We start from the raw sequence: 20629 nt of genomic DNA on the forward strand, positions 1-20629 counted from the left end.
GACATGGCAGAGACGAAACGCACCCGCCAGCCCAACGGCGCCTCGTCCATCTACCTCGGCAAGGACGGCAAATGGCACGGCCGCGTGACGGTCGGCGTCCGCGATGACGGCAAGCCTGACCGCCGTCACATCGAGCGGAAGACCAAGGCCGAAGTGACCAAGGCCGTCCGCGAGATGGAGCGGGCCCGCGACGACAAGAAGCTGCGGAAGCCGGGCAAGGGATGGACAGTCCAGAGCTGGCTTGAGCACTGGGTCGAGAACATCGCCAAGCCGTACGTCTCCGAGAACACGTATGACGGGTACGAGGTTGACGTACGCGTTCACCTAGTCCCCGGCCTGGGCGCTCACAAGCTTGACCGCCTGGAGCCGGAGCACCTCGAACGCTTCTATCGGAAGATGCAGGCGTCCGGGAGCTCCGCCGGCACCGCCCACCATGCTCACCGGACGATCAGGGTTGCCCTCGGCGACGCGGTCCGTCGTGGGCATGTCGTCACCAACGCCGCCGAGATCGCCAAGGCTCCCCGCCTCGAAGAGGAGGACATCGAGCCTTACACGATCGAGGAGGTACAGAGTCTGCTCGTCGAAGCGGCCAAGCTCCGCAACAGTGCGCGGTGGGTCGTCGCCCTGGCGCTCGGTCTCCGCCAGGGTGAGGCGCTCGGCCTGCACTGGGAAGACGTCGACCTGTCCGCTGGGTACGTCCGCATCCGCAAGAACCGGCTCCGCCCGAAGTACGCGCACGGCTGTGGTGCCAACCCGTGTGGCCGGAAGGCGGGCTACTGCCCCAAGAAGGAGCAGACCCGCCGCGAACACAAGTCCACCAAGTCCCGAGCCGGACGGCGCACAATCGGCCTGCCCGATCCGCTGATCAAGATTCTCCGTCAACACCAGGAAGCCCAGGAGCGGGAGAGGATCGCGGCCGGTACCGACTGGGAGGGCAAGGGGTACGTCTTCGCCTCGCCGGTTGGCGGTCCGCTGAGCCCCAACACCGACTTCCACACCTGGAAGCGGCTGCTGCGGGATGCCGACGTACGGAACGGCCGTCTCCACGACGCTCGCCACACCGCCGCGACCGTTCTCCTGATCCTCGGGGTCCCTGACGTCGTGATCGACTCGATCATGGGCTGGGAGCCCGGGGGAGCGGCCCGGATGCGCGCTCGCTATATGCACGTGACGGGGACCATGCTCCGCAAGGTCGCGCAGCAAGTCGGAGACGCCCTTTGGCAGTCACCCGGCACCGAAGAAAAAACCAACTGAGACGGAAACTGAGACGGACAACGTCGAAGGGCCCCACCGCGAACGGTGGGGCCCTTCGACATCGTGCCCGGTGAGGCACTGGCGGAGGATACGAGATTCGAACTCGTGAGGGGTTGCCCCCAACACGCTTTCCAAGCGTGCGCCCTAGGCCACTAGGCGAATCCTCCGCGGCAAACAATACAAGACGTTGAGGAGTGCTCGCGAACTCGTTCCCCCCGCTCAGATCCTGTAGCCTGTGCGGAGCCCCTCACGCGGCGCTATCTGACTGAACTCCCCCAGGGCCGGAAGGCAGCAAGGGTAGGTTGGCTCTGGCGGGTGCGTGGGGGGCGCTTGCGTTTCCGGGGTCGGGTTCCAGGGGCGGGACAGTCGCCCGGAGTCGGGACAGTCGCCCGGGGGTAGGGCCAGTCGCCCGGAGTCGGGACAGTCGCCCGGGGGCAGGGCCGGTCGCCCAGGGGTCAGGGCGGTCGCCGGACTCACACGCGGCCCCCGTTGTCAGTGGGCGCCTATAACCTCGTACGCGTGTCGTCTCTCGCGCTGTACCGCCGTTATCGCCCGGAGTCGTTCGCCGAGGTCATCGGGCAGGAACATGTCACCGACCCGTTGCAGCAGGCGCTGCGGAACAACCGGGTCAATCACGCGTACCTGTTCAGCGGGCCGCGAGGCTGCGGCAAGACCACGAGCGCGCGCATCCTGGCCCGCTGTCTGAACTGCGAGAAGGGCCCCACGCCGACCCCCTGCGGGGAGTGCCAGTCCTGCCAGGATCTCGCTCGCAACGGCCCGGGATCCATCGACGTCATCGAGATCGACGCCGCGTCGCACGGTGGTGTGGACGACGCCCGTGAGCTGCGCGAGAAGGCGTTCTTCGGACCCGCGAGCAGCCGGTACAAGATCTACATCATCGACGAGGCCCACATGGTCACGTCGGCCGGCTTCAACGCGCTGCTCAAGGTCGTCGAAGAGCCGCCGGAGCACCTCAAGTTCATCTTCGCGACCACCGAACCCGAGAAGGTCATCGGGACGATCCGGTCGCGCACCCACCACTACCCCTTCCGGCTCGTGCCGCCCAGCACCTTGCGCGAGTACCTGGGCCAGGTCTGCGGGCAGGAGAACATCCCGGTCGAGGACGGCGTCCTGCCCCTCGTCGTGCGCGCCGGCGCCGGTTCCGTGCGTGACTCCATGTCCGTCATGGACCAGTTGCTCGCCGGCGCCAGCACCGACGGTGTGACATACGCCATGGCGACCTCGCTGCTCGGCTACACCGACGCCTCGCTGCTCGACTCCGTCGTCGAGGCCTTCGCCACCGGCGACGGCGCCGCCGCCTTCGAGGTCGTCGACCGCATCATCGACGGCGGCAACGACCCGCGCCGCTTCGTCGCCGACCTGCTGGAGCGCCTCCGCGACCTGGTGATTCTCGCGGCCGTCCCCGACGCCCTCGACAAGGGCCTCATCGACGCCCCCACCGACGTACTCGAACGCATGCAGGCCCAGGCAGGCACCTTCGGCGCCGCCGAACTCAGCCGCGCCGCCGACCTCGTCAACACCGGCTTGACCGAGATGCGCGGCGCCACCTCCCCCCGCCTCCAGCTAGAGCTGATCTGCGCCCGCGTCATGCTCCCCGCCGCCTACGGCGACGAGCAGTCGGTCATGGCCCGCCTCGACCGACTGGAGCGCGGCGTCAACTTCGCGGGCGGCGGCGGCGCGCCCGCCATGGCCTACGTCCCCGGACCAGACGCCCACCCGCAAGCCCACGCGCAGCCCCCTGCCCAGGCTCACGCCCAGGCCCCCGTCCCCCCGGGCGGTGGTGCCGCCGCCGCGCGCGCAGCCGTACGAGGACCAGGGGCGCCCGGCACCCCCCCGGCTCCCGTCGCGACCCCGCCCGCGATGCCGGCGGAGCAGCCCCCCGCACCCGCACCCGCCTACGTCCCGCCCACTCCAGAACCCCAACAGCCGCAGCCCCAGGCACAACCCCAGGCCCCCGCCCCCACCCCCGGCGCCTGGCCCACCGCCACTGCCGCGGGCAGCGGTCGCCGCCCCGGAGGCTGGCCCACTGCGGCACCGGCGGGCGGCGGACAACCCCCGGCCCCCGCCCACAACACCCCCGCCCCCACCCCCGTACAGGCCTCCGCACCTCAGACCGCGGCCCCCGCCCAAGCCGCCGCCCCACCCCCGGCCGGCGGCCCCGACCCCCGCATGCTCTGGCCGAACATCCTGGAAGTGGTGAAGAACCGCCGCCGTTTCACCTGGATCCTGCTGAGCCAGAACGCGCAGGTCACCGGTTTCGACGGCACGACCCTCCAGCTCGGCTTCGTCAACGCCGGTGCGCGGGACAACTTCAACAGCAGCGGCAGCGAGGACGTACTGAAGCAGGCGCTGTCCGAGCAGTTCAACGTCCAGTGGAAGATCGACGCGGTCGTGGACCCGTCGGGCGGCGGCACTCCGCCCCCGCAACCGGGCGGTTCCTACGGCGGCGGTGGCGGCGGCGCGGCGGGCGGCTACGGCGGTGCGGCGTCCGGTGGCTACGGCGCCCCGGCCCCCGCTGCGCCCGCACCCCGCCCGGCATCCCCCCAGCCCACCCCCACCCCCGCGCCCACGAACACACCCAACTCACCCTCGGCCCAGGCCCCGGCGCCCACCCAACCCCCCGCACCCCCAACCCCCGCCCCCCGCACGGTCTCCGCCGAGGACGACACCCCAGAGGACGACGACCCCGACCTCGACGAGTCAGCCCTCTCCGGCCACGAACTCATCGTCCGAGAACTGGGAGCCACGGTGATCGAGGAGTTCACCAACGAGTAGCAGCTCCGGCTCCCTACACCCCGCCCGTTCACCCCGCCCCGCCCCACCCCCTAGGGGCGCGGGGAACTGCGCGACCAGCCCCCACCGACCCGCACCCCGCGAACAACCCAAGCCACCCACCCCCGACTCGGGCCGTAACCCCGGCCAACCCCCACCCTCACCGTGACCTAGGCTGACCCCGTGAAGGTCCTCGTCATCGGTACCGGTGCCCGCGAACACGCCCTGTGCCATTCCCTGTCCAACGACCCCAACGTCACCGCCCTGCACTGCGCCCCCGGCAACGCCGGCATCGCCGAGGTGGCCGAGCTGCACCAGGTCGACCCCCTCGACGGCGCAGCCGTAGCCGCGTTGGCCACCGAACTCGGTGCCGAGCTCGTCGTGGTCGGCCCGGAGGCACCCCTCGTCGCCGGGGTCGCCGACGCCGTGCGCGAGGCGGGCATTCCGGTCTTCGGCCCCTCCGGGGAGGCTGCGCAGCTGGAGGGCTCCAAGGCCTTCGCCAAGGAAGTGATGGCGGCGGCCGGTGTGCCGACCGCCCGCTCCTACGTCTGCACGACCCCGGAAGAGGTCGACGAGGCCCTCGACGCCTTCGGTGCGCCGTACGTCGTGAAGGACGACGGACTGGCCGCCGGCAAGGGTGTCGTGGTGACTGACGACCTCGACGCGGCGAAGGCGCACGCCAACGCCTGCGAGCGGGTCGTCATCGAGGAGTTCCTCGACGGCCCCGAGGTGTCGCTCTTCGCGATCACCGACGGCGTCACCGTCGTACCGCTGCAGCCCGCGCAGGACTTCAAGCGCGCGCTCGACGGCGACGAGGGTCCGAACACCGGCGGCATGGGCGCGTACTCCCCGCTGCCGTGGGCCGACCCGAAGCTGGTGGACGAGGTCATGCAGACCGTCCTCCAGCCCACCGTCGACGAGATGCGGCGTCGCGGCACCCCCTTCTCCGGCCTCCTCTACGCCGGCCTCGCGATCACCAGTCGCGGTGTGCGGGTCATCGAGTTCAACGCCCGCTTCGGCGACCCGGAGACCCAGGTGGTCCTGGCCCGCCTGAAGACCCCGCTGGCCGGAGTCCTGCTCGCCGCCGCCGACGGCACCCTCGACGACCTGGCCCCCTTGCGCTGGAGCGAGGACGCGGCGGTCACCGTCGTCATCGCCTCGCACAACTACCCCGGCACCCCGCGCACCGGCGACCCGATCACCGGTCTCGACGAGGTGGCCGCGCAGGACGCCCCGCACGCGTACGTGCTGCACGCCGGCACCAAGTACGACGGCGACGACGTCGTCAGCGCGGGCGGCCGCGTCCTCTCCGTCACGGCGACCGGCACCGACCTCACCCAGGCCCGCGAGCGCGCGTACGCGGCCGTGGCCCGTATTCGTCTCGACGGCTCCCAGCACCGTACGGACATCGCGGCGAAGGCTGCGACGGGCGAGTAATCCCAAGCGCTTCCGCGCACCGATAAACCCGACAGGCCCCGAATCCGTCTCACGATTCGGGGCCTGATCCTTGCCCTCTGTCATCCACCTTTCCCCTGAGCCATTCCATCGAGTGACCGATGCCCCAACCGGCTGACGGGGACCGGGGCCCCAACTATGGTGCGGCGCAAGCGTTCCGGCACTTGGCCCACCGGCATTGCGATGTCAGTGGCGGGTGCCACAGTGGGGGAGTGAGCAACGCCAGCAAAGCGGGACAGCACGGAGGGGGTGAGGTCCGGTCGTGACCGGTATGGGTGTGGAGGCGGGCGCGCAGGCGGCGCGTTCCCGGGCCTTGGCCGTGCTGCGGATCCGCAGCCGGGCGCTGGCCGTCGCCCTGTTGCCCGCCGCCGTCGCGGTGATCCTGCTCGCGGGCGGTTCCACCGGCCATCTCGTGGGCCGGGGCTGGGACCTCTCCCGCTGGATCATGGCCGTGGCCGCGGTCGTCGTGCTGCTCGCCGCCGGCGCCATCGCGCTGGTCGTCGCGCGGGCCCGCCCGGCCGTGAGTCCCACGGTCGCGATCGCCGAGGAGTCGGCCCCCGACCTGTATCGCCTGGTGCGCGATCTCGCCGACCGCCTCGACGTCCCCGCGCCGTCCGCGATAGCGCTCACCCCGGACTGCGACAGCTGGCTGGAGGACCGCACCCACCCGGCCCACGGCCCGCCCCCGCAGGAGAACCGCGACGAGATCACCGGCGTACGCGGCCTCACCCCGGGGCGTTCCCGTCGTACGGCCGCCTCGCCCGTCCTCGTCATCGGCTCGCCGTTCCTGTGGTGGATGCGGGTGGGCGAGCTGCGCGCGGTGCTCGCGCCGGTCGTCGCCGGTACGGGTCCCTCGGCGCACCCGGACATAGCCGCGGCCCGCCGTTTCGTACGGGGGCTGGACGCGGCGGTGGCCGTGACCTCGGCACCGCGCGGTCCCGTGTTCCGTTCGGTGCTCGCCGGTGTCGGCTGGGTCGCCCGGCTGCTGCTGCGGAGCTGCCGGGGGCACGCGGCCGAGATGGAGCGGGGCGTGGCAGCCGCGGCCGCCGAGCGTGCACAGGCTGTGGACTACGGCCTGCGAATCGTCGCGCAGGAGCAGGTGGGCCTGGCGTACGCGGGCTGGGACCGGCTGCTGACCCGGGTCGCGCTGCCCGCGTGGCGGATGGGCCGCTGGCCGTCCCGGCTGGACGCGGGCGTCGTCGCGGCGCTCACGGAGCTGTCCCGGCGCGACCGCCTGGCCGAGGGCTTCGCCTCCCGGCTCGGCGAGCGCCCCGCCTGTGACCTGCTTGAAGAGCCCGGCACGATCGACGAGGCGACCTCGCTCCTCGCCGCCCGCCTCTTCCACGGCGGCCCCGCCGAGACCGGTCCCGACTGGGCGCCGGTGAGCTGGCAGGAGTACCCGGAGGAGGTCGTCGACCGCAAATGGCGCACCGACGCGGCCCGCCTCCACCGCGTCCTGGACACCCTCGGCGTCCGCCGAGCCCCCGGTCCGACCCCGCCGCACCACGACGCCCCGACGCTGGCCCGCGTGGTGGACCACCTGACGGACCCGACGGCGACGGCAGCGGCACCGGGCGATCGGTACGGGGAGGTCGATGCCGTAGATCCGTATGCGCCGGACGCCACCCTCGGCGACCCGTCCACCTCCGCACAGCTGGAAGCCCAAGCCGCCCACTCGGAGCCGGAGTCGGACCCGGTGCCCGCGCCCTACAAGGCGATGGCAGCCGACGACGACGAAGAGCTGGGCGAAAGCTGCTCGCCGCACAGCGCGGCCCTCGCCGCAGGCCTCACCGCGGAGTTGGCGCGCGAGGAGGCGGCGACCCCGCCGACGAGTTCGGCCCCATCCGGGCAGGGGCCCGACACCGGGCTCTGGGACGACACCGCGCTCCCTCTCTTCCCGCTCCAACCGCCGCGCACCGGGCGGGAGTTGCTCGCCGATCACGTCACGGCGATGGTGTGCTGCGCAGCGATGGACACCGCCGGCGCGCTGCCCGGCCTGGACTGGCTCGACGGACCGACGCTGCTCGTCAACGGCGAAAGGGCGGCCGATCTCGCCCCGAGGGTGCTCAGCCTCGTCGAGGACGGCGACCCGGCACCCCTGCACGCATGGCTGATCGACCTGGGCATACGCCCCGAGAAGCCGGTCCGGCTCGTCTGACGCCGAGGCCCCCGCCGCACGGCCACCACCCACCGATATCGGAACCTCGTGCTCCACTTTTGGTCAATCGGCAACGACCAGTGACAGAGTGCGTGCTTAATGTGATGTGCTGGGGCCGATCCCGTACGCCGTCCGTCCATGGCAAAGGCTTACGGCATACGACAGTTGAACGAAGGAACACCACGGGGGCACGAGGGAGGGGAGAGACCATGAGGTCGGAGCAGATCCGCCGCTGGGAGTCCGGAGCGCTGGCGCACGCCGTCACGGACCCCTTCGGGCTGGGCCCCGTCCCCTGGCTCCGGGGCAGCGAGACCTACTTCGACGACACCGGCCACGTCGTCCCCTGGTACGTGGACCCGACCCCGGCCCACACCCCCGGCGGGAACGCCCCCAAGGTCCCCGCCCCGCGCGCGTCCGGGGGCGGCGGCCCGCGCTCCGCCGACGACGTACGCCGCCAGATCAAGGGGTTCACCTCCGCGAGCGCGGTCGCGCCCGGCGAGGCGCTCGACTTCCATGTCACGGTCGACCCGCCCCAGGAGTTCGCCGTCGACGTGTACCGCATCGGCCACTACGGCGGTGACGGCGCCGCGAAGATCACCACGAGCCCCCGGCTCTCCGGCATCGTGCAGCCCCCGCCGCTCACCGCCGACCGCACGGTCTCCTGCCACCACTGGTGGCTGTCCTGGCGCCTGCAGATCCCGAGCTACTGGAGCATCGGCGCCTACGTGGCCGTCCTCACCACCGCCGACGGCTACCGCTCGCACATCCCGTTCACGGTCCGCGACAGCCACCCCGCCGACCTGCTCCTCCTCCTGCCCGACATCACGTGGCAGGCCTACAACCTCTACCCGGAGGACGGCCACACCGGCGCGAGTCTCTACCACGCCTGGGACGGCGACGGCCGCCTGCTCGGCGAGTCCGAGGCCGCGACGACGGTCTCCTTCGACCGCCCGTACGCAGGCGCGGGCCTGCCCCTCCATGTGGGCCACGCCTACGACTTCATCCGCTGGGCCGAGCGCTACGGCTACGACCTCGCCTACGCCGACGCCCGCGACCTGCACTCCGGCCGCGTGGACCCCACCAGATACCGGGGGTTGGTCTTCCCGGGCCACGACGAGTACTGGTCGACAGAGATGCGCCGTACCGTCGAACGCGCCCGCGACCACGGCACGTCCCTCGTCTTCCTCTCCGCCAACACCATGTACTGGCAAGTGGAGTTGGGGCCGTCCCCGTCCGGCGTCCCCGACCGCCTGCTCACCTGCCGCAAGCGCCGGGGCCCGGGCAAACCGGTGCTGTGGCGCGAAGTCGACCGCCCCGAGCAGCAGTTGGTGGGCATCCAGTACGCGGGCCGGGTGCCCGAGCCGTACCCCCTGATCGTCCGCAACGCCGACCACTGGCTGTGGGAGGCGACCGGCGCCGGCGAGGGCGACCCGGTCGAGGGCCTGGTCGCGGGCGAGGCCGACCGCTACTTCCCGCGCACCCAGCTGCCCCCGCACGAGGAGCGCATCCTGCTCGCCCACTCCCCGTACGCGGACGGCGAGGGCGCCCTCCGCCACCAGGAGACGTCCCTGTACCGGGCGCCGTCCGGTTCCCTCGTCTTCGCCTCCGGCACCTTCGCCTGGTCACCGGCCCTGGACCGCCCCGGCCATGTGGACGCCCGTGTCCAGCGCGCCACGGCCAACCTCCTGGACCGCATCTGCAAGCACGACTGACCCCGTGACCGTAGGCCGGCCGCGCATACGGGACAATCGAGCCAGTTGGACAGACCCACTGGAGGAACCCGTGTCCGGATTCGTAGAAAAGCCCGAGCCGCCCCAGGTTCCGGGCCTGACGCACCTCCACACCGGCAAGGTGCGCGAGCTGTACCAGAACGAGGCGGGCGACCTCGTGATGGTCGCCAGCGACCGCCTCTCCGCGTACGACTGGGTGCTGCCCACGGAGATCCCGGACAAGGGCCGAGTCCTCACCCAGCTCTCCCTCTGGTGGTTCGACCAGCTCGCCGACCTGATCCCCAACCACGTCCTCGGCACCGACCTCCCGCCCGGCGCCCCCGCCGACTGGGCGGGCCGCACCCTCATCTGCAAGTCCCTCCAGATGGTCCCGGTGGAGTGCGTGGCCCGCGGCTACCTCACCGGCTCCGGCCTGCTGGAGTACAACGCCTCCCGCACGGTCTGCGGCCTCGCCCTCCCCGAGGGCCTGGTCGACGGCAGCGAACTCCCGGCCCCGATCTTCACCCCGGCGACGAAGGCAGCCGTAGGGGAGCACGACGAGAACGTGTCGTACGAGGAGGTCGCCCGTCAGGTCGGCGCCGACACCGCCGCGCAGCTGCGCCAGGCGACCCTCGCGGTCTACGGCCGGGCCCGGGACATCGCGCGCGACCGGGGCATCATCCTCGCGGACACGAAGTTCGAGTTCGGCTACGACGGCGAGACGCTGATCGCGGCCGACGAGGTCCTCACCCCGGACTCGTCCCGCTTCTGGCCGGCCGAGACCTGGGAGCCGGGCCGCGCGCAGCCGTCGTACGACAAGCAGTTCGTGCGCGACTGGCTCACCGGCCCGGAGTCCGGCTGGGACCGCAGGAGCGAGCAGCCCCCGCCGCCGCTGCCGCAGCAGGTCGTGGACGCGACCCGCGCGAAGTACATCGAGGCGTACGAGCGCCTCACGGGCCTGAACTGGGCCTAGAGGGTACGAAAAAACCCCGGTCCACCCGGACCGGGGTTTTTGCTTGGAGCGGACGACCAGGTTCGAACTGGCGACCTCAACCTTGGCAAGGTTGCGCTCTACCAACTGAGCTACGTCCGCGCTGCGCCGTGGCGCGAGAGCAACTATACCCAACCTCGCTCGCGTGCGAGACGCACTGCCGCATGACGGTTCTCGGCCCCGAGTTTCGAGACGGCGGAGGAGAGATAGTTCCGTACGGTCCCCTGCGAGAGCGCGGCCCGTTCGGCGATCTCCGCGACCGGCGCCCCATCAGCGGCCAGCTCCAGCACCTCGGCCTCCCGCGCGGTCAGCGGCGAGTCCCCGGCGGAGATCGCGTCGGCGGCCAACTCGGGGTCGACATAACGATTTCCGGCATGCACGGTACGGATGATCTCGGCAAGCCGCTGCGCACTGACCGTCTTGGGCACGAACCCCCGCACCCCGGCCGCCAGCGCCCGCTTGAGATGCCCGGGCCGCCCGTGCCCGGTCACGATCAGCACCCGGCACCCCGGCAACTCGGCCCGCAACGATGTGGCCACCTTCACACCGTCCGCCCCCGGCATCTGAAGATCCAGCACCGCCACATCCGGCACATGGGCGCGAGCCATGGCAAGCGCCTCGGGCCCGGTCGCGGCCTCGGCGACCACCACGAGGTCGTCCTCCAGCCCGAGCAACGCGGCGAGCGCACCCCGGATGAGGTGCTCGTCATCGGCGAGCAGGAGTCGTACGACGGGGGCGGTCACGCGACGGCCCCGGTCACGTCCGGCAACGGCACCGTCGCCACCACCCTGAACCGGTCCCCGCCCACGGTCCCCGCCTCCAGTTCTCCGCCCACGGCGGTGAGCCGCTCCCGCAGTCCCACCAGTCCTGACCCGCCGTTCTCCCCGGTGAGCCCCACCGGTCCGGGCCTCTCACCCCCGTCGCCCACCTTCGCCCCGTCGTTCTCCACGGTGAGCACAACCCTCCCTTCAGCCACCAGCACCCACACCACGCACCGCCCCGCATCCCCGTGCCGCAGCACATTGGTCGTCGCCTCGCGGACCACCCAGCCGAGCGCCGACTGCACCTCGACCGGCAGCCCCGCCGCGTCGCCGGTCACCTCGCACTCGATGCCGGCGGCGGTCAACACACCTTGCGCGCCCGCCAGTTCGAGTCTGAGGTCGGCCTCGCGGTAGCCCCGTACGACATCGCGCACCTCCCGTTGGGACTCCCGGGCGATCCGCTGGACCTCGATCATCTGCTCCACGGCCTCGGTGCGCCCGCGCCGGGCCAGTTGCACCGCCAATTCGCTCTTCAGCGCGATCACCGACAGGTTGCGGCCCATGACGTCGTGCAGGTCGCGCCCGAACCGGAGCCGTTCCTCGGCGACGGCGAGGCGGGCCCGGGTCTCGCGGGCCTCGTCGAGTTCGTAGACGGCGTCGAGGAGCCAGACGGAGAACGCGGCGGTGAAGGCGAGACCGCCGCCGGTGAGGAGGACGGCCAGCGCGGTGCCGAGCGCGGCCGGGGCGGCCACGCCCAGCGGGAGCTGCGCGAGCAGCGTGCCGCCGACCGCACCCGCGACCACCGCGAGGACCTGCCGCCGCCCGCGCATCCCGAGCGTCAACGTCCCGGCGCCGAAACTCAGCACCCCCACGAAGAGCGTGCTCGCGGCGGCCCGCACCTGGTCGTCACCGGGACCCCGTTCCCGTAGGACCAGCGCGACGACGGCGATCAGCGCGGTCACCGAGCCGAGGAACCACATGAGCCGTACGGGCCGCACGCGCCGGCCGCGCGTCCAGTCGAGCGCCCGGGACGCGGTGGCGGAGCAGAGCGCCGCGTGCACGGTCACGACGGCCGCCATCCAGCCCGCGGTATCCACCCCGACCTGCGCGAACAGCGGCAGCCCGATCGATGCGACCTCGATCAGGGCGAAGAAGTGGAAGGACCACCGGGTGTACGTCTCGACCTTCCCCGGCGTGCTCTTCCGCCCCCACCAGCCGCCGGATCCGCCCGTGCCCCCGCCTGCCGCGCCCGATCCTCCAGGTGCCCGCATCTCCTGGTGCTCCCCGTGCTCCCGGTACCTCAGCGCCGCGGCTCCCACCGGAACCACCGCCGTACAGCAAACACCGCGAGGACGGTCCAGGCCAGTGCGGTCAGGACGGCGCCGAGCGCGTCGTAGCCGGACAGGTCGCCGTTCCAGCCGCCGCTGATCAGCCGGATCGCGGGGGAGAGGGGCAGGAACTGGCAGACATCGGCGACCCGGTCGGGCAGGAGCTGCAGCGGGATGATGATCCCGGACCCGAGCATGGACGCGAACAGCACCGGCAGCGCGGTCACCTGCGCACTCTCCGCCGTCCTGGTGACCGTCGCCGTGAGGGCGGCCAGCGCGGCGGACAGGAAGAGGCCGAACAGCAGCCCCAGGACGACGAGTTGGGGCAGCGCGGGCGCCCCCGCGTCCAGCAGCAGCACGCACGCCACCGCCAGCAGCACGGACTGCGCGAACCCGAGACACACCGACGGCAGCGCGGTCCCCGCGAGGATCTCGGAGTCGCCCAGCTCACCGGTGCGCAGCCGCTTGAGGACCAGTTCCTCCCGCCGCGCGACGAAGGCACTCACCAGCGACGAGTACACGGCGAAGAGCAACGAGAACCCGATCGCCGCCGTGAGCATCACCGCCCCGACCGTCAGCCCCTCCCCCTTGAGGTCCATCTGGTCCACGGCCGGCCGCACACTGAACGGCAGCGCCAACGGCACGAGCAGCGCCGTGACGACCGCACTCCGATTCCGCCCCAGCAACGCCAACTCGGCCCGCCCAAGCGCCCGTAGCCGCCCGACGGGCGTAGTCATCACGGCACTCACACCGTCACCCCCTGCTCCTGCTCGCGCGCGATCCCCAGAAACGCCTCTTCCAGCGAAGCCGACCGCACCTCAAGCCGCCGCAGTTCGATCCGCGCCCGCTCGGCCCACACCAACAACCCGGTAGCCGCCCGCTGCAGCTCATGCGTCTCCAGCCGTACGACGCTCCCGGCCACCTCGTGCCCGACGACCCCCAGTTCGCCGAGCGGCGGCAGATCCTCCACGAAATAGCCCGAGGGCAGCTCGAACGAAATCCGCGACGGCCGCCCCGCCGTCACCTCGGCGGGCGTCCCGGTGACCGCGATCCGCCCCTCGCTGAGGATCGCGAGCCGGTCGGCGAGCCCCTCCGCCTCCTCCAGGTAGTGCGTGGTCAGCAGCACGGTCGTCCCGCCGTCGCGCAGCGCCCGCACCAGCTCCCAGGTGTCCCGGCGCCCTTCGGCGTCGAGCCCGGTCGTCGGCTCGTCGAGGAACAGCACCTCGGGTTCCCCGAGCAGCGCGAGCGCGAGATCGAGCCGCCGCCGTTCACCCCCGGACAACTGCTTCACCCGTACGTCCGCCCGCCGCGCGAGCCCGACCAGCGCGAGCGCCTCCGCCTCGGGCCGCGCCCCGCTCGTACAGCCCGCCCACATCCGCGCGGTCTCGGCGACGGTCAGCTCGGACGGAAACCCGCCCTCCTGCAACATCACCCCGGTCCGCGGCCGTACGGCGGCCCGCTCGCTGTAGGGATCGTGGCCGAGGACGCGCACCCGCCCGCCGGACGCCGGCGCGAGCCCCTCAAGGAGTTCGACCGTGGACGTCTTGCCCGCGCCGTTGGTGCCCAGGAGCGCGAAGACCTCCCCGCGCCGCACGGAGAAGGTGATGCCCCGCACAGCCTCGAACCCGCCCCCGTACCCACGGCGTAGGTCAGTGACCTCAATCACGTGTTCGTGTTCGTTGGTGTCCATGACTCCAGCGTCACCGCGGCGGGGGCCCGAGAGCAGTGCGCGGTGTCATCGCTCGGCATGACAAATGTCAGACGGGGACGATCTGTTGACGCGGATCGGACATAGCAAAGACCCCGGTCCACTGGACCGGGGTCTTTCGCTGGAGCGGACGACCAGGTTCGAACTGGCGACCTCAACCTTGGCAAGGTTGCGCTCTACCAACTGAGCTACGTCCGCATTGCCTCCGACCAGCTCTCACTGATCGGCGCGAGCACCAGCCTACCCGATCCACAGGAGTGGTCCGAACGGTGATGCCGCAGAGCGGGTGACAGGAATTGCACACTGCGCCTTCCCCCTGGAAGGGGGATGTTCTGCTACTGAACTACACCCGCGTGTACTCCGTGAGCTGGGCCTTTCGGCCTCGCCCCTCGGCGTGCTCCGAACTCTAGCTGACCGGGAGGGGTGCAGCGCAAGTCGGTTGCCCCGAGGGGCCGATGACCGGCCGTCGGCCCGGCTTTCACACGGCGTCGGTCACTGCGCGGCGGCGAACGCCTCGTAGACCTTCTTGGGGATGCGTCCGCGCGCCGGCACGTCCATCTTGTTCGCCTGGGCCCAGGCGCGGACGGCCGCCGGGTCGGGGGCGACCTCGGTCTGGCGGTAGGCCTTGCCCGACCTCGACCGCTTGCGACCTGCGTCCACGTAGGGCGCGAGCGCCTTACGCAGTTTCTTGGCATTGGCTTGATTCAGGTCGATCTCGTACGACTTGCCGTCGAGCCCGAAGGCGATCGTTTCCGCCGCTTCCGAGCCGTCGATGTCGTCAAAGAGAGTGACCACGACCTTCTGCGCCACGAATATCGGTCCCTTCGTGCGACACCTGAAACCGCACTATCCGCAGGGACGCACGGAGACGTCACGGAGTGCGGAGATGTCGACTGTCCGCCTGTTATTGGGCAAAGTATCGGCTATTGCCAATTCATTTGTACAGTGCCCGGCAATGCAATGTGAAGCCCGACTAAATCTTCCCGCGTGTCTCCGCGCAATAGGGAACCGGGATCGATCCGGGATCTTTCCCTGAACTTTTCGTGAAGACCCCCGCCCGACACCGGATCGTGATGGTCCTCACGTAGATTCCTACAACTCTACTCGCGTAGAAATTTTGTGCGGGTAGTCTGAAGTCACCTGTCGAAGACCCGCAGGAACACGCTCAGCACCACAACACCGGGAGTGCCAGTGGCACGCGTCGTAGTCGACGTCATGCTCAAGCCGGAGATCCTCGACCCCCAGGGCCAGGCGGTCCAGCGTGCGCTGCCACGCCTGGGTTTCGAAGGCATCTCCGACGTACGTCAGGGAAAGCGATTCGAACTGGAAGTTGACGGACCGGTCGACGAGGCCGCGCTCGCCCGCATCCACGATCTTGCGGAATCCTTCCTCGCCAACACGGTGATCGAGGACTTCACCGTCAAGGTGGAAGAAGTGGCGGAGGCGGCCAAGTGACCGCTCGTATTGGCGTCGTCACTTTCCCCGGCAGCCTGGACGACCGCGACACCCAGCGCGCGATCCGTCTCGCCGGCGCCGAACCGGTAGCCCTCTGGCACAAGGACAAGAACCTCCACCAGGTCGACGCGGTCGTCCTCCCGGGCGGTTTTTCCTACGGCGACTATCTGCGCGCGGGTGCCATCTCCCGTTTCTCGCCGGTGATGGAGACGGTCATCGAGCAGGCGAAGTCGGGACTCCCCGTCCTGGGTATCTGCAACGGCTTCCAGGTCCTCACCGAGGCGCACCTCCTGCCCGGCGCGATGCTCGGCAACAACCACCTGCACTTCATCTGCCGTGACCAGAAACTGCGGGTGGAGAACGCGGACACCGCCTGGACCAGCGACTACGTGTCCGGCCAGGAGATCCACATCCCGCTGAAGAACATGGACGGCCGCTACGTCGCCGACGAGCACACGCTCGACGAGCTGGAGGCGGAGGGCCGCGTCGTCTTCCGCTACCTGGACGTGAATCCGAACGGTTCCCTCCGGGACATCGCGGGCATCACGAACGCCGCCGGAAACGTCGTAGGCCTCATGCCGCACCCCGAGCACGCCGTCGAGCCGCTCGTCGGGTCCGGCCGCACCGACGGCCTCCCCTTCTTCACCTCGATCCTCAAGAAGCTGGTCAACGCATGAGCCGGACGCCTCTGGACACGGTCGAGCACGCGGCCGAGACCCCCGACGTCGAGCTGCCCTGGGCCGAACTCGGCCTGAAGAAGGACGAGTACGAGCGGGTCGTGGAGATCCTCGGCCGCCGGCCCACCGGCGCCGAGCTCGCCATGTACTCGGTCATGTGGTCCGAGCACTGCAGCTACAAGTCCTCCAAGGTCCACCTCCGCCAGTTCGGCGAGAAGGCCCCGCAGTCCGACGCCCTGCTCGTGGGCATCGGCGAGAACGCGGGCGTCGTGGACGTCGGCCAGGGCTACGCGGTCACCTTCAAGGTGGAGTCGCACAACCACCCGTCCTACGTCGAGCCCTACCAGGGCGCGGCCACGGGCGTCGGCGGCATCGTGCGCGACATCATCGCGATGGGCGCCCGCCCGGTAGCGGTCGTGGACCCCCTGCGCTTCGGCGCGGCCGACCACCCCGACACCAAGCGCGTCCTCCCGGGCGTCGTCGCGGGCATCGGCGGCTACGGCAACTGCCTGGGCCTGCCCAACATCGGCGGCGAGGTCGTCTTCGACGCCTGCTACCAGGGCAACCCGCTGGTCAACGCGGGCGCCATCGGCGTCATGCGGCACGAGGACATCCACCTCGCGAAGGCCTCCGGCGCGGGCAACAAGGTCATCCTCTACGGCGCCCGTACCGGCGGCGACGGCATCGGCGGCGCGTCGATCCTGGCGAGCGAGACCTTCGACGACGCGAAGCCGTCGAAGCGTCCGGCGGTCCAGGTCGGCGACCCCTTCCAGGAGAAGTTGCTGATCGAGTGCACGCTTGAGGCCTTCGCCGAGAAGCTGGTCGTCGGCATCCAGGACCTGGGCGCGGCCGGACTCTCCTGCGCCACAAGCGAGTTGGCGTCGAACGGCTCCGGCGGCATGACGGTGACGCTCGACGACGTTCCCCTCCGCGACTCCACGCTCTCGCCCGAGGAAATCCTCATGAGCGAGTCGCAGGAACGGATGTGCGCGGTCGTCGAACCGTCGAAGGTCGACCGCTTCCTGGAGATCTGCGAGAAGTGGGACGTCATCGCCACGGTCATCGGTGAGGTGACCGACGGCGACCGCCTCGAAATCTTCTGGCACGGCGGCAAGATCGTGGACGTGGACCCGCGCACGGTCGCGCACGACGGCCCGGTCTACGAGCGCCCGTACGCCCGCCCGTCCTGGCAGGACGCACTCCAGGCGGACGACGCCAACAAGCTTGCGCGCCCCGGGACTTCGGAGGAACTCAAGTCCCAGGTCCTGGCGCTGGTGTCGTCCCCGAACCAGGCGTCCAAGAAGTGGATCACGTCGCAGTACGACCACTTCGTGCAGGGCAACACGGTGCTGGCGCAGCCCGAGGACTCGGGCATGATCCGCATCGACGAGGAGACCGGCCTCGGGGTCGCCATCGCGACGGACGGCAACGGCCGGTACGCGAAGCTGGACCCGTACGCGGGCGCGCAGTTGGCGCTCTCGGAGGCGTACCGCAACGTGGCCACGACGGGCGCGAAGCCCCTCGCGGTCTCCGACTGCCTGAACTTCGGTTCGCCCGAGGACCCGGCGGTGATGTGGCAGTTCGCGGAGGCGATCCGCGGACTGGCCGACGCCTGCCAGCAGTTGGGCACGCCGGTGACGGGCGGCAACGTCTCCCTCTACAACCAGACGGGCGACGTGGCGATCCACCCGACCCCGGTGGTCGCGGTGCTGGGCGTCATCGACGACGTCGCACGCCGCACCCCGGTCGCCTTCCAGGAGGAAGGGCAGCTCCTCTACCTCCTCGGTGACACGCGTGAGGAGTTCGGCGGCTCGGCCTGGTCGCAGGTAGTCCACGACCACCTCGGCGGCCTGCCCCCGAAGGTCGACCTGGAGCGGGAACGGCTGCTGGCCGAGATCCTGATCTCCGCGTCTCGCGACGGCATGATCGACTCGGCGCACGACCTGTCCGACGGCGGTCTGATCCAAGCGGTGGTGGAATCGGCCCTGTTGGGCGAGAAGGGCGCACGCCTGATCGTCCCCGACGGTCTGGACGCGTTCACGTTCCTGTTCTCGGAATCGGCGGGCCGCGCGGTGGTCGCGATCCCCCGCTCGGAGGAACTCCGCTTCAACGACATGTGCGGGGCACGGGGTCTTCCGGTCACGCGCATCGGCGTAGTGGACGGCAACTCGGTAGAAATCCAGGGCGAGTTCGCGCTCTCCCTGGAGGAACTGCGCGAGGCGCACGAGGGGACGATCCCGGCGCTGCTGGCGTAACGCACGGGTGGGGAAGGCGTCCGTGGAGCGGTCACGGTGATGACCGCTCCACGGACGCCTTCGTCTGTCAGCCCTCCTGGTCGAAGAAGGCGAACGGGTCCGTACCGATGGCCTCGTTGGTGGCCACGGCCTCGACGGCGGCGGTGGCGCTACGGGGGAACAGGGCCTCCTCGTACGCGGTGAGCGCCCGCTCGATGTCGTCCGGGTACGCGGCGATGGCGAGGGCGAGTTCGGCGCCGTCCTGCATGGCGAGGTTGGCGCCCTCGCCGTCCGGCGGCGCGAGGTGGGCGGCGTCACCGACCAGGGTCACTCCCGGTACCCGGTTCCAACGGTGCCCGATCGGCAGCGAGTTGAGGGGGCGCGGCACCGGGGCGGTGTCGCTGTCGGTGATCAGGGCGGTGATCTCGGGGGCCCAGCCGTCGAACTCCGCGGCGATCCGCGCGGGGGCCGCGGCGGCATCGGTGAAGTCGATCTCGTCGAACCACTCCAGCGGCCTGGCCAGCGTCATGTAGGCGTGCAGTGTCCCGCCGCTCTCGCGGTGGGCCGCGATCCACCGCCCGCTCGTGCCCTTGTCGAACACGAACAGCGATCCGCCGCCGACCGCCTTCGCGGCGGCGGGATGCCGGGTCTCGGCGTCGTAGAGGTAGGTCTCGACGAAGGTCCGGCCGAAATACTCCGGGGTGGCGTCGGACAGCAGCGGCCGTACGCGGGACCAGGCGCCGTCCGCGCCGACGAGCAGACCGGTGACGACGGTGCCGCCGTCCGCGAAGACCACTTCGTGCCGGCCCTCGCCGAGCGCGCGCACCCCGGTGACCTTGTGCCCCCACCGCACGGTGCCGGCCGGGAGCGAGTCGAGCAGGATCTGCCGCAGTTCGCCGCGCTGCACCTCGGGGCGGTGGCCCGTGCCGTCGTCCGGCTTGTCGAGCAGGACGGTGCCGTCCGGGGCGAGGACGCGGGTCGCCTGCCGCCCCGGCAGGACGATGGCGCGGAACTCGTCCAGCAAGTCGGCCTCCTCCAGGGCGAGTTGGCCGTTGTAGTCGTGGATGTCGAGCATGCCGCCCTGCAACCGGGCGCTGGGTGAGGGCTCCGCCTCGTAGACCGTGGCCGGTATGCCGTGGACGTGCAGAACGCGGGCGAGGGTCAGTCCGCCGAGTCCGGCGCCGATGATCGTGACGTGAGTGGCCATGTCGTTTCCTTCCGTGTCACGGGCCCGCCGGACGCTCCCCCGGCGGGATCACCACCAAGGCTTCAACGCCGCCCCGACAACTCCCCGACGCGCCACCGACAGCGCCGACAGATGCCCGACACGGGGGAAGCCGTAGGCGAAACTAACCACTGTGGCCGGTCGCGAATGGTTAGAAATGACCCCGGCTTGCAGCGACAACCGAACTACCCTTCCCCTCCCCGGATTTGGGCAACCGCCAGGCCAGTACCGCGGGCCAGCCCGGTGATGTCACCACCGGGCCCGTGGCCGGCGTAGAAACGGGCGAGCACGAGCCGCGGATCGAAGTCGTGGCCACCCCCAACCCCATCGCGGGCGGCACCAACAACAGCCCCGCCGGCGAACTGGCGATGCCGCACGCGACCTGCAGATAGATCAGGACGTAGTAGATCGCGCACCTTGAACAACGACAGCGGCAACACTGGCTCAGGCGCCCGGAGTTGACGCCGAAGGAACAGAGTGAGCGTCACAGCCGTAGCGACACCCAGGCCCACGATCTCCGGCGCTGCCCCCGAACGAGCCGAGCGCGCCTTCAAGTTGGTGGACCACGGCCCAGGGGACTACGCCCGCAAAGCCCCGTGACCAGCAGGGCCCCACAATTGACCCTCCACTTGCCCGCAGCCGCCGACGAGACGGGAGCGGGTCGTGGCGGTACGGCGCAGCCCGCCGCGTACCCGGCACCAACCCGTTCAACTCTGACAACACCAGTGGGGCCCCACCAGCGGCGGGCTCGCCGTACCGCCACGACCCCGACCCCCCCCCCCCCCCCCCCCGGGGCCCCCCCCCGGTTTTGGGCCCCCCCCCCCCCCCCCCCCCCCAACCCCCCCCCCCCCAACCCCCCCCCCCCACCCCCCCCCCCCGGG

General features: G+C 70.9%; 16 protein-coding genes, 4 tRNA genes and 1 other RNA gene. 11 read left to right on the forward strand and 10 right to left on the reverse strand.

Going from position 1 to position 20629, the window contains the following annotated elements; genetic code table 11:
* Positions 1–3: 3 nt before the first annotated feature.
* The gene (locus ACGFY9_RS46135; RefSeq protein ID WP_393764722.1) at positions 4–1254 is read left to right on the forward strand and encodes a tyrosine-type recombinase/integrase; all 1251 of its coding nucleotides are present in this window, start codon (positions 4–6) and stop codon (positions 1252–1254) included.
* A gap of 79 nt (positions 1255–1333) precedes the next feature.
* Here ACGFY9_RS46135 and ACGFY9_RS46140 read toward each other — a convergent pair.
* A tRNA-Ser gene (locus ACGFY9_RS46140) sits at positions 1334–1421 on the reverse strand.
* 71 nt (positions 1422–1492) lie between these two features.
* Here ACGFY9_RS46140 and ffs point away from each other — a divergent pair.
* From ffs to ACGFY9_RS46170, 6 genes are all read left to right on the forward strand, one after another.
* Positions 1493–1591, forward strand: an RNA gene (ffs, locus tag ACGFY9_RS46145) — signal recognition particle sRNA small type.
* A 182-nt stretch (positions 1592–1773) separates the two neighbouring features.
* Positions 1774–4050, forward strand: a complete 2277-nt coding sequence (locus ACGFY9_RS46150; RefSeq protein WP_393764724.1) for a DNA polymerase III subunit gamma and tau — start codon at positions 1774–1776, stop codon at positions 4048–4050.
* A gap of 180 nt (positions 4051–4230) precedes the next feature.
* The gene (gene purD, locus ACGFY9_RS46155; RefSeq protein ID WP_393764726.1) at positions 4231–5484 is read left to right on the forward strand and encodes a phosphoribosylamine--glycine ligase; all 1254 of its coding nucleotides are present in this window, start codon (positions 4231–4233) and stop codon (positions 5482–5484) included.
* Positions 5485–5773: 289 nt separating this feature from the next.
* Positions 5774–7660, forward strand: coding sequence for a hypothetical protein (locus tag ACGFY9_RS46160; protein ID WP_393764762.1), 1887 nt, complete (start codon positions 5774–5776; stop codon positions 7658–7660).
* Positions 7661–7869: 209 nt separating this feature from the next.
* Complete coding sequence (locus ACGFY9_RS46165) at positions 7870–9372, forward strand: N,N-dimethylformamidase beta subunit family domain-containing protein (protein WP_393764728.1); 1503 nt, start codon at positions 7870–7872, stop codon at positions 9370–9372.
* Between the two features lie 70 nt (positions 9373–9442).
* Positions 9443–10342 (forward strand): phosphoribosylaminoimidazolesuccinocarboxamide synthase, encoded by a 900-nt coding sequence (locus tag ACGFY9_RS46170; protein ID WP_393764730.1) that lies wholly within the window; start codon positions 9443–9445, stop codon positions 10340–10342.
* Between the two features lie 44 nt (positions 10343–10386).
* Here the strand turns inward: ACGFY9_RS46170 and ACGFY9_RS46175 are convergent.
* From ACGFY9_RS46175 to ACGFY9_RS46210, 8 genes are all read right to left on the reverse strand, one after another.
* Positions 10387–10462, reverse strand: a tRNA-Gly gene (locus tag ACGFY9_RS46175).
* Positions 10463–10485: 23 nt separating this feature from the next.
* Positions 10486–11103, reverse strand: coding sequence for a response regulator transcription factor (locus tag ACGFY9_RS46180; RefSeq protein WP_366497736.1), 618 nt, complete (start codon positions 11101–11103; stop codon positions 10486–10488).
* Positions 11100–12392, reverse strand: a complete 1293-nt coding sequence (locus ACGFY9_RS46185; protein WP_393764732.1) for a histidine kinase — start codon at positions 12390–12392, stop codon at positions 11100–11102. Before ACGFY9_RS46185 ends, ACGFY9_RS46180 begins: the two co-directional genes overlap by 4 nt.
* Positions 12393–12421: 29 nt before the next feature.
* Positions 12422–13186 (reverse strand): ABC transporter permease, encoded by a 765-nt coding sequence (locus tag ACGFY9_RS46190; RefSeq protein ID WP_393764734.1) that lies wholly within the window; start codon positions 13184–13186, stop codon positions 12422–12424.
* An 8-nt stretch (positions 13187–13194) separates the two neighbouring features.
* Positions 13195–14139: an ABC transporter ATP-binding protein gene (locus ACGFY9_RS46195; protein WP_393764736.1), complete on the reverse strand. Its 945-nt coding sequence runs from the start codon at positions 14137–14139 to the stop codon at positions 13195–13197.
* A gap of 140 nt (positions 14140–14279) precedes the next feature.
* Positions 14280–14355, reverse strand: a tRNA-Gly gene (locus ACGFY9_RS46200).
* 83 nt (positions 14356–14438) lie between these two features.
* Positions 14439–14510 (reverse strand) — tRNA-Gly (locus tag ACGFY9_RS46205).
* 139 nt (positions 14511–14649) lie between these two features.
* Positions 14650–14967, reverse strand: a complete 318-nt coding sequence (locus tag ACGFY9_RS46210) for an Lsr2 family protein (RefSeq protein ID WP_019073805.1) — start codon at positions 14965–14967, stop codon at positions 14650–14652.
* A 381-nt stretch (positions 14968–15348) separates the two neighbouring features.
* Between ACGFY9_RS46210 and purS the strand changes: the two genes are divergently transcribed.
* The 3 genes from purS to purL are packed head-to-tail and all read left to right on the forward strand — an operon-like array spanning position 15349 to position 18544.
* On the forward strand, positions 15349–15612 hold the full coding sequence (gene purS / locus ACGFY9_RS46215) for a phosphoribosylformylglycinamidine synthase subunit PurS (RefSeq protein WP_015659417.1): 264 nt from the start codon (positions 15349–15351) through the stop codon (positions 15610–15612).
* Entirely contained in the window at positions 15609–16289 is a 681-nt protein-coding gene (purQ, locus tag ACGFY9_RS46220; RefSeq protein ID WP_393764738.1) for a phosphoribosylformylglycinamidine synthase subunit PurQ, read from the forward strand. Before purS ends, purQ begins: the two co-directional genes overlap by 4 nt.
* A complete protein-coding gene (gene purL, locus ACGFY9_RS46225) occupies positions 16286–18544 on the forward strand; it encodes a phosphoribosylformylglycinamidine synthase subunit PurL (protein ID WP_393764740.1) in 2259 nt (752 codons plus the stop codon). The genes purQ and purL overlap by 4 nt, the downstream gene beginning before the upstream one ends.
* Positions 18545–18611: 67 nt before the next feature.
* Here purL and ACGFY9_RS46230 read toward each other — a convergent pair whose 3' ends face one another.
* On the reverse strand, positions 18612–19730 hold the full coding sequence (locus ACGFY9_RS46230; protein WP_393764742.1) for an FAD-dependent oxidoreductase: 1119 nt from the start codon (positions 19728–19730) through the stop codon (positions 18612–18614).
* A 281-nt stretch (positions 19731–20011) separates the two neighbouring features.
* Here ACGFY9_RS46230 and ACGFY9_RS46235 point away from each other — a divergent pair, with 281 nt between their 5' ends.
* Complete coding sequence (locus tag ACGFY9_RS46235; RefSeq protein WP_393764744.1) at positions 20012–20140, forward strand: hypothetical protein; 129 nt, start codon at positions 20012–20014, stop codon at positions 20138–20140.
* The last annotated feature ends 489 nt before the right edge of the window (positions 20141–20629 follow it).

The organism is Streptomyces sp. NPDC048504 (assembly GCF_043200035.1).
Taxonomy (GTDB): Bacteria; Actinomycetota; Actinomycetes; order Streptomycetales; family Streptomycetaceae; genus Streptomyces.

What these genes read in the sequence shown, in the direction of transcription:
- ACGFY9_RS46160 (WP_393764762.1), top strand. Translation starts at nt 5,774, where the DNA reads ATGGGTGTGGAGGCGGGCGCGCAGGCGGCGCGTTCCCGGGCCTTGGCC.
- ACGFY9_RS46135 (WP_393764722.1), top strand. Translation starts at nt 4, where the DNA reads ATGGCAGAGACGAAACGCACCCGCCAGCCCAACGGCGCCTCGTCCATC.
- ACGFY9_RS46195 (WP_393764736.1), bottom strand. Translation starts at nt 14,139, where the DNA reads ATGGACACCAACGAACACGAACACGTGATTGAGGTCACTGACCTACGC.
- purL (WP_393764740.1), top strand. Translation starts at nt 16,286, where the DNA reads ATGAGCCGGACGCCTCTGGACACGGTCGAGCACGCGGCCGAGACCCCC.
- ACGFY9_RS46230 (WP_393764742.1), bottom strand. Translation starts at nt 19,730, where the DNA reads ATGGCCACTCACGTCACGATCATCGGCGCCGGACTCGGCGGACTGACC.
- ACGFY9_RS46165 (WP_393764728.1), top strand. Translation starts at nt 7,870, where the DNA reads ATGAGGTCGGAGCAGATCCGCCGCTGGGAGTCCGGAGCGCTGGCGCAC.
- ACGFY9_RS46190 (WP_393764734.1), bottom strand. Translation starts at nt 13,186, where the DNA reads ATGACTACGCCCGTCGGGCGGCTACGGGCGCTTGGGCGGGCCGAGTTG.
- ACGFY9_RS46185 (WP_393764732.1), bottom strand. Translation starts at nt 12,392, where the DNA reads ATGCGGGCACCTGGAGGATCGGGCGCGGCAGGCGGGGGCACGGGCGGA.